Source organism: Klebsiella sp. CB_Kp196 (genome assembly GCF_040061575.1).
GTDB classification, from domain to species: Bacteria; Pseudomonadota; Gammaproteobacteria; order Enterobacterales; family Enterobacteriaceae; genus Klebsiella; species Klebsiella michiganensis.
Genome location: NZ_JBEAFH010000050.1, coordinates 56,203 through 68,665, shown reverse-complemented (window position 1 = coordinate 68,665; position 12,463 = coordinate 56,203). Strand labels below are relative to the sequence as shown.

11 protein-coding genes are annotated in these 12,463 nt (G+C 55.4%); 5 read left to right on the top strand and 6 right to left on the bottom strand.

From position 1 onward, the window contains the following. Window positions 1-131: 131 nt before the first annotated feature. On the bottom strand, window positions 132-944 hold the full coding sequence (yidA, locus tag ABLU87_RS16995) for a sugar-phosphatase (protein WP_004855697.1): 813 nt from the start codon (window positions 942-944) through the stop codon (window positions 132-134). 115 nt (window positions 945-1,059) lie between these two features. Further along, the gene (locus ABLU87_RS16990; protein WP_025107560.1) at window positions 1,060-2,085 is read right to left on the bottom strand and encodes an NAD(P)-dependent alcohol dehydrogenase; all 1,026 of its coding nucleotides are present in this window, start codon (window positions 2,083-2,085) and stop codon (window positions 1,060-1,062) included. A gap of 110 nt (window positions 2,086-2,195) precedes the next feature. On the opposite strand from ABLU87_RS16990, the gene ABLU87_RS16985 reads away from it, so the two are divergent. After that, window positions 2,196-3,131, top strand: a complete 936-nt coding sequence (locus ABLU87_RS16985) for a LysR family transcriptional regulator (protein ID WP_049079291.1) — start codon at window positions 2,196-2,198, stop codon at window positions 3,129-3,131. 32 nt (window positions 3,132-3,163) lie between these two features. Here ABLU87_RS16985 and gyrB read toward each other — a convergent pair whose 3' ends face one another. The 4 genes from gyrB to dnaA form a co-directional block, all read right to left on the bottom strand. Beyond that, window positions 3,164-5,578: a DNA topoisomerase (ATP-hydrolyzing) subunit B gene (gene gyrB, locus ABLU87_RS16980; RefSeq protein ID WP_004126944.1), complete on the bottom strand. Its 2,415-nt coding sequence runs from the start codon at window positions 5,576-5,578 to the stop codon at window positions 3,164-3,166. Between the two features lie 28 nt (window positions 5,579-5,606). Then, a complete protein-coding gene (gene recF, locus ABLU87_RS16975) occupies window positions 5,607-6,680 on the bottom strand; it encodes a DNA replication/repair protein RecF (protein WP_004126948.1) in 1,074 nt (357 codons plus the stop codon). A 148-nt stretch (window positions 6,681-6,828) separates the two neighbouring features. Beyond that, the gene (dnaN, locus tag ABLU87_RS16970; RefSeq protein ID WP_004107206.1) at window positions 6,829-7,929 is read right to left on the bottom strand and encodes a DNA polymerase III subunit beta; all 1,101 of its coding nucleotides are present in this window, start codon (window positions 7,927-7,929) and stop codon (window positions 6,829-6,831) included. Window positions 7,930-7,933: 4 nt separating this feature from the next. Further along, window positions 7,934-9,334: a chromosomal replication initiator protein DnaA gene (dnaA, locus tag ABLU87_RS16965; protein ID WP_004871826.1), complete on the bottom strand. Its 1,401-nt coding sequence runs from the start codon at window positions 9,332-9,334 to the stop codon at window positions 7,934-7,936. Window positions 9,335-9,955: 621 nt separating this feature from the next. Between dnaA and rpmH the strand changes: the two genes are divergently transcribed. The 4 genes from rpmH to yidC are packed head-to-tail and all read left to right on the top strand — an operon-like array spanning window position 9,956 to window position 12,341. Further along, window positions 9,956-10,096, top strand: a complete 141-nt coding sequence (rpmH, locus tag ABLU87_RS16960) for a 50S ribosomal protein L34 (protein ID WP_004871828.1) — start codon at window positions 9,956-9,958, stop codon at window positions 10,094-10,096. A gap of 15 nt (window positions 10,097-10,111) precedes the next feature. Continuing rightward, window positions 10,112-10,471 carry a ribonuclease P protein component gene (gene rnpA / locus ABLU87_RS16955; RefSeq protein ID WP_004871829.1) on the top strand — a complete coding sequence of 120 codons (360 nt, stop codon included), beginning with the start codon at window positions 10,112-10,114 and terminating at the stop codon, window positions 10,469-10,471. Then, the gene (gene yidD, locus ABLU87_RS16950; protein ID WP_004871831.1) at window positions 10,435-10,692 is read left to right on the top strand and encodes a membrane protein insertion efficiency factor YidD; all 258 of its coding nucleotides are present in this window, start codon (window positions 10,435-10,437) and stop codon (window positions 10,690-10,692) included. The genes rnpA and yidD overlap by 37 nt, the downstream gene beginning before the upstream one ends. Window positions 10,693-10,694: 2 nt before the next feature. Then, window positions 10,695-12,341 carry a membrane protein insertase YidC gene (gene yidC, locus ABLU87_RS16945; protein WP_004855708.1) on the top strand — a complete coding sequence of 549 codons (1,647 nt, stop codon included), beginning with the start codon at window positions 10,695-10,697 and terminating at the stop codon, window positions 12,339-12,341. Window positions 12,342-12,463 lie beyond the last annotated feature (122 nt).

Genomic DNA, 12,463 nt, shown 5'->3' with positions numbered 1-12,463 from the left:
AGTACAACACAAACATGTTGTACTACAATTTAGATCACAAAAACGACAATTTGGTTTGGAGATTTTGCGGCGGGTTAAACTCAGGGCATAAAAAAACCCGCGATAAACGCGGGTTTTTCAGAAAGAGATTTTTAGTTTAAGACATATTTTTCAATAGCATATGCCACACCGTCTTCCAGATTGGATTTGGTGATAAAGTTTGCCGCTTCTTTGACGGCCGGAATCGCGTTATCCATCGCCACGCCGACGCCAGCGTATTCAATCATCGCGATGTCGTTTTCCTGATCGCCAATCGCCATCACCTCTTCCGGCTGGATGCCCAGCGCATCGGCCAGCGATTTCACGCCGGTACCTTTGGTGACGCGTTTATCAAGAATTTCAAGGAAGTACGGCGCGCTTTTCAGCACGGTGTACTTCTCTTTCACTTCAGCCGGAATGCGGGCGATAGCCTTGTCCAGAATCGCCGGCTCATCGATCATCATCACTTTCAGCAGCTGGATATTCGGATCCATCTTTTCGGCTTCGCAGAAGACCAGCGGGATCGTCGCCACGTAGGATTCATGTACCGTGTAATAGCTCACATCGCGGTTCGCGGTATACAGGGTGTTACGATCGAGCGCGTGGAAGTGGGAGCCGACATCGCGGGCCAGCTGTTCCAGATAGCGGTAGTCGTCGTAGCCCAGCGCGGTTTGCGCAACGGTACTGCCGTCGCTCGCCTTCTGCACTAAAGCACCGTTATAGGTGATGCAGTAATCTCCAGGCTGCTCCATATGCAGTTCTTTCAGATAGCTGTGCACGCCAGCGTAAGGACGGCCGGTGGTCAGCACCACGTTGACGCCGCGTTCACGGGCTGCGGCAATCGCGGTTTTCACCGCAGGAGAGATAGTATGGTCAGGCAGCAGCAGCGTGCCGTCCATATCGATTGCAATCAGTTTAATAGCCATGAAATCCCCGGGTAAGATGAGTCCTTACTCATGCTAACGCGATTAAGCCCACAAAAATAGAGCTACATTGCGCAGCAGAACCCCCCCTTTTAGGCAAGATCCGGGGAACGGGGTCTTACTCGCGGGTGAGCACGATTTTGCCAAACGCACCGCGATCGAGGTGTTCAAGCGCCTGTGCAAGCTGGTCAAAGCGGTAACGGTGCTCAATCACCGGTTTCAGCCTGGTCACGTCAACGGCGCGGACAAAATCTTCCAGTGCGCGACGGTGCCCCACGCCAATACCTTGAATCACCGGGGATTTCAGCAACAGTTCGCCCGCGGGCAGCGAGATTTCACTGCCGGCCAGCACGCCGATGACCGAAATACGCCCATGAACCGCCACGGCGCGCAGGGAATGCCTCAGGTTCTCCCCGCCAACGGTTTCAATGATGTGGTCGATGCCGCGATTGTTCGTCAGTTCGTATATCCCTTCAGCCCAGTCGCCTTTAAGCCGGTTGATGCCATAATCGGCGCCGAGTTGTTTGGCCCGCGCCAGTTTTTCATCGCTCCCGGACGTGACAAAAACCTCTGCCCCCTGCGCTTTGGCAATTTGCAAAGCGAATATCGCCACACCGCCCGTGCCCTGCACCAGTACCGATTGCCCGGCGCGTAAATGACCGCGCTCCACCAGCGCGAACCATGCGGTAAGCCCGGCGCACGGTAACGTGCTGGCCTCGGCGTCATCCAGGGTTTCCGGGGCGGCCACCAGCCCGTTTTCATTCACAATCACGTACTCAGACAGCATGCCCTGGAAGTAACCGCCGGTCGTTTTATAGGGCAAAGTGCGGGCGTCCGCTGTTGGCCTACCGTCGATCCACTCCGGGAAAAAGGTCGAGATGACGCGAGCGCCGGGTGTGAAACGCGTGACGCCCTCGCCCGTGCTTTCCACCACTCCCGCCATATCGGACGCCGGCGTAAACGGGAAGGAAAGCGCAATCGGCATGGTGCCTTCAATGACCATTTTATCGCGATAGTTGAGCGCAACGGCGTTCACCCGTACGCAGACTTCACCCGGCCCTGGCTGCGGAACAGGCGCCTGGATGAGTTTGAGGTTGTCGCGCCCGAGGGCGTCCATGGACCAGCGTTGCATTGTCTCAGTCATTTTTTCTCTCCTGCCATTAAATAAGCTTCAGGAGCGACAGTCTACCGTTGACTCAGGGTCGCCAGTGGCGATAAGTTTTCCCATTATTGATGAAAGAAAAGATACAATCCATGACCGATACGCTGAAGGATATTCCGGTTTTTGTGGCCGCCGTTGAGGCTGGGAGTTTTGCTCAGGCCGCAATCCGTTTGCATTTGTCGCGTTCGGCGGTAGGAAAGAGCATCGCTCGCCTTGAGGAGCGACTGGGGGTACGTCTGTTTCAACGAACGACCCGCAGCCAGAGCCTGACCGACAACGGCGCCCTTTTTTATGAACACTGCCTGCGCGCGCTGGAGGAAATTCGGGGCGCAGAATCGCTGCTGGAAACGGGGAAACAGCAGGTCAGTGGCCGCCTGCGCGTGGCCATGCCGGTGCTGTTTGGCCGCCAGTGCGTCGCCCCGCTGCTGATCGCGCTGGCGCAGGAACATCCAGGCCTTGAGCTGGAGATGTCATTCAGCGATCGCGTGGTGGATCTCGTCGAGGAAGGGTTTGATATGGCGGTGCGTAACGGCACGCTTCAGGACAGCAGCGTTCTGGTCGCCAGAAGGCTGGGAGAACACCGCATGGTGCTGTGCGCCGCGCCGGATTATCTGCTGAAGAAGGGCACGCCGCAAAGCGTTGATGATTTACTCCATCATGCGGCCATTAACTATCTGCAGGCAGGCAGAGTGCTCTCCTGGCAGCTTATGGATAGCGAAGGTGCCTCGCACACCTTCACTCCCCGTTCATCGCTCAATATGGATGATTTGCAGGCGATCTGCGATGCTGCGCTGGCCGGACACGGCATTGCATGGCTGCCCTGCTGGATGGTCAGCAAAGAAATTCATCAGGGAAAACTCGTTCCGCTGTTAAAGCAGGCGCCGGATGTGCGCTTCGACGTTCACGCGGTCTGGCAACAGACGCCGCATCTACCGCTGAGGGTGAGAATTGCCGTCGATACGCTCGCCAGCCGCTTACCGTCCGTGATGTCGCTGGACAGGCCTGCGCCCACAAAAAAGCCGCGCTAAACGCGCGGCCTGAGTATGGCGGTGTACGACGATTAAATATCGATGTTTGCCGCTTTGAGGGCGTTCTCTTCGATAAAGGCGCGACGCGGTTCAACGGCGTCCCCCATCAGGGTCGTGAACAGCTGGTCAGCGGCAATCGCGTCCTTGACGGTCACGCGTAGCATGCGGCGGCTGTCCGGATCCATGGTAGTTTCCCACAGCTGATCCGGGTTCATTTCACCAAGACCTTTATAGCGCTGGATAGAGAGTCCGCGACGGGACTCTTTCACCAGCCAGTCCAGCGCCTGTTCGAAGCTGGCCACCGGCTGACGACGTTCGCCGCGCTCAATAAAGGCATCGTCTTCAATCAGACCGCGCAGCGTTTCGCCCAGCGCGCAGATACGGTGGTATTCCGGCCCGGTGACAAACTCGTGATCCAGCGGGTAGTCGGTATCCACGCCGTGGGTACGCACGCGAACGATCGGCTCAAACTGCTGCAGCTCGGCGTTCTCGCGGACATCAAATTTCCACTGGCTGCCGTGCTGCTCTTTCTCGTTCAGCTCGCTCACCAGGGCGTTGATCCAGCGCGTTACGGTCTGCTCGTTCGCCAGGTCGGCCTCCGCCAGCGTCGGCTGATAGATAAGCTCTTTCAGCAGGGCTTTAGGATAACGACGTTCCATACGCGTAATCATTTTCTGCGTGGCGTTATACTCGGCAACCAGTCTCTCCAGCGGCTCGCCGGCTAAGGCCGGCGCGTTGGCGTTGGTGTGCAAAGTGGCGCCATCCAGCGCGATGGAGATTTGGTACTGATCCATCGCTTCGTCGTCTTTAATGTACTGTTCCTGCTTGCCTTTCTTCACTTTGTACAGCGGCGGCTGGGCAATGTAGACGTGTCCGCGCTCAACGATTTCCGGCATCTGGCGATAGAAGAAGGTCAGCAGCAGCGTACGAATGTGCGAGCCGTCGACGTCCGCATCGGTCATGATGATGATGCTGTGATAGCGCAGTTTGTCCGGATTGTACTCATCGCGGCCAATGCCGCAGCCCAGCGCGGTAATCAGCGTCGCCACTTCCTGAGACGCGAGCATTTTGTCAAAGCGCGCTTTCTCAACGTTAAGGATTTTACCTTTCAGCGGCAGAATCGCCTGGTTCTTACGGTTACGCCCCTGTTTCGCAGAGCCGCCCGCAGAGTCCCCTTCCACTAAGTACAGTTCAGAGTGCGCGGGGTCGCGTTCCTGACAGTCCGCCAGCTTGCCCGGCAGGCCAGCCAGATCCAGCGCGCCTTTACGGCGAGTCATTTCACGCGCGCGACGTGCGGCTTCGCGCGCGCGCGCCGCGTCGATGATTTTACCGACCACGATTTTGGCGTCAGACGGGTTTTCCAGCAGGTATTCGTTCAGCAGTTCGTTCATCTGCTGTTCGACCGCCGATTTCACCTCGGAAGAGACCAGCTTGTCTTTGGTCTGTGAGGAGAATTTCGGATCCGGCACCTTCACGGAGACCACGGCAATCAGGCCTTCACGGGCATCGTCGCCGGTGGCGCTGACTTTCGCTTTTTTGCTATAGCCTTCTTTATCCATGTAGGCGTTCAGGGTACGGGTCATTGCCGCACGGAAGCCTGCAAGGTGGGTACCGCCGTCGCGCTGCGGAATGTTGTTGGTAAAGCAGTAGATGTTTTCCTGGAAACCATCGTTCCACTGCAGCGCAACTTCAACGCCGATACCGTCTTTTTCGGTGGAGAAATAGAAGATATTCGGGTGGATCGGCGTTTTGTTTTTGTTCAGATATTCGACGAACGCTTTGATACCGCCTTCGTAGTGGAAATGATCTTCTTTACCGTCGCGCTTGTCGCGCAGGCGAATCGACACCCCGGAGTTCAGGAACGACAGCTCGCGCAGGCGTTTTGCCAGAATCTCGTATTCGAATTCGACCACGTTGGTAAAAGTTTCGTAGCTCGGCCAGAAACGAACCATGGTGCCGGTTTTTTCGGTTTCGCCGGTAACCGCAAGCGGCGCCTGCGGCACGCCGTGGGCATAAATCTGACGGTGAATTTTGTTATCGCGCTGAATGACCAGCTCCAGCTTCTGCGACAGGGCGTTAACAACGGAAACGCCTACGCCATGCAGACCACCGGAAACTTTATACGAGTTATCATCGAATTTACCGCCCGCGTGCAGAACGGTCATGATCACTTCCGCCGCCGACACGCCCTCTTCCGGGTGAATACCGGTCGGAATACCGCGGCCGTCATCCTGTACGGAGACGGAGTTGTCGCTGTGGATAGTAACAACGATGTCTTTACAGTAACCTGCGAGCGCTTCGTCGATAGCGTTATCCACAACCTCGAATACCATGTGGTGCAGACCGGTGCCGTCATCCGTGTCGCCGATATACATACCCGGGCGCTTACGCACCGCATCCAGCCCTTTCAGGACTTTGATACTGGAGGAGTCATAAGAATTCGACATCAACGTTTCTCGCTCATTTCATCTTAGGTTAATCCGCTATTTTACCCTTTTCCACGGTAAACATCTTCGAATTTTCGTCCGACATGTCCATAACGTGTTCAGCGCTAATGGCGCTGACGAAAACCTGCGACTGCGTGGCTTTTAAGCGGCTGGCCAGCAGCCCGCGCCGCGCGTCGTCAAGTTCCGAGGCAAAATCATCTATCAGGTACAGGCAGCGCCGCCCGCTTTCACGGGTCAGAAACTCGCCTTGCGCCAGTCGTAGGGCGCACATCAGCAGCTTAAGCTGCCCGCGTGACAATGTATCCTCTACCGGCGCGCCGTCGGCACGAATGCGGAAATCCGCTTTGTGCGGGCCGTGGGCGGTATAGGTTAGCATGCGGTCGCGTTCGAAATTTCGCTCCAGCACCTCGGCATAATCCGTTTCTTTCTCCCAGCCGCGCTGGAAAGAGAAGGTGAGAGCAAACTCCGGTAAAAACTGCCGACAGGTATCCGCCATGTCTTCGACGATAGCGGCACTGTATTCGGCCCGCCAGCGGCTGATTTGCTCCGCCAGCGGTATCAGCTCCAGATCCCAGGGCCGCAGCTGCGCATAGCGGCTGACCTGACGCAGCGCGGCGTTGCGCTGCTTCACCAGGCGCTTCAGGTTGCTCCAGGCGGTAAAGAATCCGGCTTCGTTGTGGAAGCATCCCCAGTCAAGGAACGCTCTTCTGTATTTGGGGCCGCCGTTGAGTAAAGTAAACCCCTCGGGCGTAATCAGCTGCATCGGCATCAGGTGCGCCAGCTCCGCCACTTTATGCCCGTCGGTACCATCGATACGCACCTTGCTGTCGCCCTGCTTATCTTTTGTCAGGCCGATAGATACTTCTCGCTCTTCGCCCTGCAGGCGACCGTGCAGGACAAAGGACTCCTGCTCGTGACGAATCACGCGGCCAATCTGCAAACTACGAAACGCCCGACCGTGGCCAAGCGTGTAGATAGCTTCAAGTACGCTGGTTTTGCCGCTGCCGTTGGCGCCAACCAGGAAGTTAAAGCCGGGGGATAAGGCGAGATCCGCATTTTCAATATTGCGGAAGTCTTTGATTAGAAGTCGGGATAGCGACATATCAGCTCGTCATCATTCAAGGGGCGTGGGTGTCGCAGCCAGTTCGTCTACCGCCAGCGCGCAGAAAGCGGAGCGTACACGAAGTACGTGAGCATTTCGAGCACTGCCGGAAGGCGAAATGGCAAGTAAACCAGCCCCTTTGCAGATTCTACAATCGCATAGGCATGACGACATAGGCTGCGGATTGAGAAGCCGCATCCTCAATCTGCACGCTCGACACGGAATCGGTCAGCAGAATACGCACATTCTCGCACTTCAGCGCGTTAAGCACATCCAGTACATAGCTGACGTTAAAGCCGATTTCCATCTCAGTCCCGGCATAGGTGACGTCCAGAATCTCTTCCGCTTCTTCCTGTTCCGGGTTATTGGCGGTGATTTTCAGCTGATTTTCACTGACGTAAAGGCGCACGCCGCGGAATTTTTCGTTAGAAAGAATCGCCGCGCGGGCAAAGGCCTGCTTGAGAATATCGCAGCCGGCATCCAGGTGCTTATCCGGGTTTTTCGGTAGTACGCGGCGATAGTCAGGGAAACGACCATCCACCAGCTTTGAAGTGAAGATAAAGTCGCCAACGTGAGCGCGGATATTGTTGCTGCCGATCTGCACGCGCAGCGGGGTATCGCCGCCGTCGAGCATACGCATCAGCTCAATCACGCCTTTACGCGGTACGATCACCGAATGATTGGGCAGGGACTCTTCCAGCGGCATCGAGCAAACCGCCAGGCGGTGGCCGTCGGTCGCCACGGTGCGCAGTTCGCTGCCTTCGGTTTCAAACAGCATGCCGTTCAAGTAATAGCGAACGTCCTGGTGAGCCATCGAAAACTGCGTCGCCTCGATCAGGCGCTTCATGGTCGCCTGCGGCAGGGTAAATTCAACTTCGCTCTGCCAGTCATCAAGGTTGGGGAAATCCGCTGCAGGCAGCGTAGAGAGCGAGAAGCGGCTGCGACCGGAACGCACCAGCATACGCTCGCCTTCCAGCTGTACCGCAATCTCCGCGCCTTCAGGCAGGCCGCGGCAGATATCAAAAAATTTACGCGCCGGAACGGTTGTTGCTCCCGCTTCGTGCGGCTGAATCAGCGCAACGCGCGCGACCATTTCCATTTCCAGATCGGTACCGGTCAGCGACAGCGCGCCATCGGTAACCTGAAGGAGCAGGTTGCCAAGAATCGGTAGCGTCGGACGACCACCTAAAGGACCGCTCACCTGTTGCAGCGGTTTTAATAAATGTTCACGTTCTACGGTAAATTTCATAGCGTCACGAGGATAATGTTCTGATTAAATTGGAAAAATCTTCTTTGATATCGTGGCTTTCTTCACGCAGTTGCTCAATCTTACGGCAAGCGTGCAGGACGGTGGTATGGTCGCGGCCGCCAAACGCATCGCCGATTTCCGGCAGACTGTGGTTGGTCAGCTCTTTTGCCAGCGCCATCGCCATCTGGCGGGGGCGCGCCACCGAACGGGAGCGGCGTTTAGACAGCAGGTCCGCTACCTTAATTTTGTAATACTCCGCCACCGTCTTTTGAATATTGTCGATGGTGACCAGTTTTTCCTGTAAAGCCAACAGATCGCGCAGCGCTTCGCGTACGAAATCGATGGTGATCGCCCGGCCGGTAAAGTTGGCGTTGGCGATAACGCGGTTCAGCGCCCCTTCCAGCTCACGTACGTTAGAGCGCAGGCGCTTGGCAATGAAGAACGCCACTTCGCCCGGCAGGCGGATGTCGTTTTCATCGGCTTTTTTCATCAGGATCGCCACGCGGGTTTCCAGCTCAGGCGGCTCGATCGCAACCGTCAGCCCCCAGCCGAAGCGTGATTTCAGACGATCTTCAACCCCGTTGATCTCCTTCGGATAGCGATCCGACGTCAGGATGATCTGCTGATTGCCTTCCAGCAGGGCGTTAAAGGTGTGGAAAAACTCTTCCTGCGAGCGCTCTTTATTAGCAAAAAACTGAATGTCATCGATCAGCAGTGCGTCAACGGAGCGGTAATAGCGCTTAAATTCTTCAATGGCGTTGTTTTGCAGGGCTTTTACCATGTCCTGTACAAAACGCTCGGAGTGCATGTAAACCACTTTCGCATTGGGTTTACGCGCCACAATTCCGTTACCCACCGCATGTAAAAGGTGCGTTTTACCCAGGCCGGTGCCGCCATAAAGAAACAGCGGGTTGTACGCGCCGCCGGGATTATCCGCAACCTGACGCGCCGCCGCGCGAGCCAGCTGGTTGGATTTACCTTCGACGAAGTTATCAAACGTATGTTTGACGTTGACGTTAGAGCGGTAGGTCGGTTCTGCCGGCGCCGGAACGTTATCCCAGCCCGGACGCACGATAGTGGGCGCAACGCGCGCCGTCTGGATCTGCTGCGCAGGTGCTGCGGCCGCAACGCTTACCGTACCTCTCTGCATCTGAACGGCAGGCTTAGCGCCCACCTCAAACCGCAGCTGTGGGGCATCCGCACCGCAAAAATCATTGAGGAGTCCATTGATATTATTGAGGTATTTATCCCTTACCCAATCGAGCACAAAACGGTTTGGCGCATACAGTGCCAGCGTGTTATCGCTCAATTCCGCCTGCAAAGGGCGTATCCACATGCTGAATTCTGTGGCTGGTAACTCATCCTGCAATCGGGCAAGACACTGCTGCCAAAGCGAAAGTGACACGGCGGACTCCACTCGAACAAAAATCGATATATAAAGAGAAACTGAAACAATCGTGATTGTTGGCACACGTCGACAAGACCCTGCATAGCCGAAAAGCCCCTGCACAAAAGGGGTGACGTGCGAACCGCTATCTGCGGTTATTACCCGATGCGGATCTCTGGATCCCGATCGGGACCGGGGATCATAGCCTAAACTGAGAAAGAGATCTTGTGTTTCTCAACAGATTCTTCCCGATTTATCCACAGGAAGGATCGAAGCTGGGTAAGTGTAATCGATCCTGGCTGGAGTGGGGCACGATTTCAGCCGCATATTGGAAAAATTAATGAACTATCCTGGTTTTGGGCTTAATCGATCTAACAAAGATCCTTTGCGATCCTTGCGCTTTATCCACCAGGTCGTATAATCCACCACCCGGCGCGTAATGCCCGTTTTCCGCAGCGTGCCATCGCCTGTTTTTTGTGCGGCAAGGTGCGAGAAATAAGGAAAGAGAATTGACTCCGGAGTGTACAATTATTACAATCCGGCCTCTTTAATCACCCACGCTGAGGCGTAGGCCGTTCGAAATTCGTTCGGATTTACGCGAAAGTCAGTGAAATTATTCAAGTTTAGGTAGAAATCGCCATGAAACGCACTTTTCAACCGTCTGTACTGAAGCGCAACCGTTCTCACGGCTTCCGTGCTCGTATGGCTACTAAAAATGGTCGTCAGGTTCTGGCACGTCGTCGTGCTAAAAGCCGCGCTCGTCTGACCGTTTCCAAGTAATAAAGCTAACCCTGAGTGGTTAAGCTCGCATTTCCCAGGGAGTTACGCTTGTTAACTCCCAGTCATTTCACTTTCGTCTTCCAGCAGCCATTACGGGCTGGCACGCCGCAAATCACCATCCTCGGCCGCCAAAATTCGCTGGGGCATCCCCGCATCGGTCTTACCGTCGCCAAGAAAAACGTCAAGCGCGCGCATGAACGCAATCGGATTAAACGTCTGACGCGTGAAAGCTTCCGTTTACGTCAACATGAACTCCCGCCAATGGATTTCGTGGTGGTGGCGAAGAAAGGGGTTGCCGACCTCGATAACCGTGCTCTCTCGGAAGCGTTGGAAAAATTATGGCGCCGCCACTGTCGCCTGGCTCGCGGGTCCTGATAGGCCTGATTCGGGTCTATCAGCGCCTGATTAGTCCGCTACTCGGGCCGCACTGTCGTTTCACGCCGACCTGTTCTCAATACGGAATTGAGGCATTGCGCAGGTTTGGATTGATAAAAGGCAGTTGGTTGACGGTGAAACGCGTATTAAAATGCCACCCTTTACACCCTGGTGGTGACGATCCCGTCCCGCCTGGACCATTTGATACCAGAGAACACTAACGATGGATTCGCAACGCAATCTTCTTATCATCGCTTTGTTGTTCGTGTCTTTCATGATCTGGCAAGCCTGGGAGCAGGATAACAATCCTCAACCCCAGCAGCAGACCACGCAGACAACGACCACAGCAACGGGTAGCGCCGCCGACCAGGGCGTACCGGCCAGTGGCCAGGGGAAACTGATTACGGTAAAAACCGATGTGCTTGACCTGACCATCAACACCCGCGGTGGTGATGTTGAGCAAGCGCTGCTTCTGGATTATCCGAAAGAGCTGAAGTCAACTGAGCCGTTCCAGCTTCTGGAAACCACGCCGCAGTTTACCTATCAGGCGCAGAGCGGCCTGACCGGTCGTGATGGCCCGGACAACCCGGCTAACGGACCGCGTCCGTTGTATAACGTCGATAAAGATGCGTTTGTGATGGCTGATGGCCAGAACGAAATCGTCATTCCTCTGACGTACACCGATAAAGCAGGCAACGTATTCACTAAAACTTTCACCCTGAAGCGCGGTGAATATGCGGTGAACGTCGGCTATAGCGTGCAGAACGCCAGCGAAAAACCGCTGGAACTGTCGACCTTTGGCCAGCTGAAGCAAACCGCCAACCTGCCGACGCATCGCGACACGCAGACCGGCGGTCTGACGACGATGCACACCTTCCGTGGCGCGGCGTACTCAACGTCTGAAACGAAGTACGAAAAATACAAATTCGATACTATCGTCGATAACGAAAACCTGAACGTCAGCACCAAAAACGGCTGGGTTGCCATGCTGCAGCAGTACTTTACTACCGCATGGGTTCCGCAGAACACCGGTACTAACAACTTCTACACCGCGAATCTCGGCAACGGTATTGTGGCAATCGGCTACAAATCTCAGCCGGTTCTGGTGCAGCCGGGTCAAACCGATAAGCTGGAAAGCACCCTGTGGGTCGGCCCGGCTATTCAGGACAAAATGGCCGCCGTTGCGCCGCATCTTGACCTGACTGTCGACTACGGCTGGCTGTGGTTTATCTCTCAGCCGCTGTTCAAACTGCTGAAATGGATCCATAGCTTCCTGGGCAACTGGGGCTTCTCCATCATCGTCATCACCTTTATCGTTCGTGGCATCATGTACCCGCTGACTAAAGCGCAGTACACCTCCATGGCGAAGATGCGTATGCTGCAGCCGAAGATTCAGGCAATGCGCGAGCGTCTGGGCGACGACAAGCAGCGTCAAAGCCAGGAAATGATGGCCCTGTATAAAGCTGAGAAGGTTAACCCGCTGGGTGGCTGCTTCCCGCTGATTATCCAGATGCCAATCTTCCTTGCGCTGTACTACATGCTGAGCGCCTCGGTTGAACTGCGTCATGCGCCGTTTATCCTGTGGATCCACGACCTGTCTGCGCAAGACCCGTACTACATCCTGCCGATCATCATGGGCGCGACGATGTTCTTCATCCAGAAGATGTCTCCGACCACCGTGACCGACCCGATGCAGCAGAAGATCATGACCTTTATGCCGGTCATCTTTACGGTGTTCTTCCTGTGGTTCCCGTCAGGTCTGGTGGTTTACTATATCGTCAGCAACCTGGTCACCATTATTCAGCAGCAGCTGATTTACCGTGGTCTGGAGAAGCGTGGCCTGCATAGCCGCGAGAAGAAAAAATCCTGATTCTCTTCATTCTTCAAGCCGCAGATGCGTTGGCTTCGTTAGTTCGCCCCGGTCACTTACTTCAGTAAGCTCCAGGGGCCTCTCTAACTTGCCGCCTTCCTGCAACTTGAACTATTTCGAGA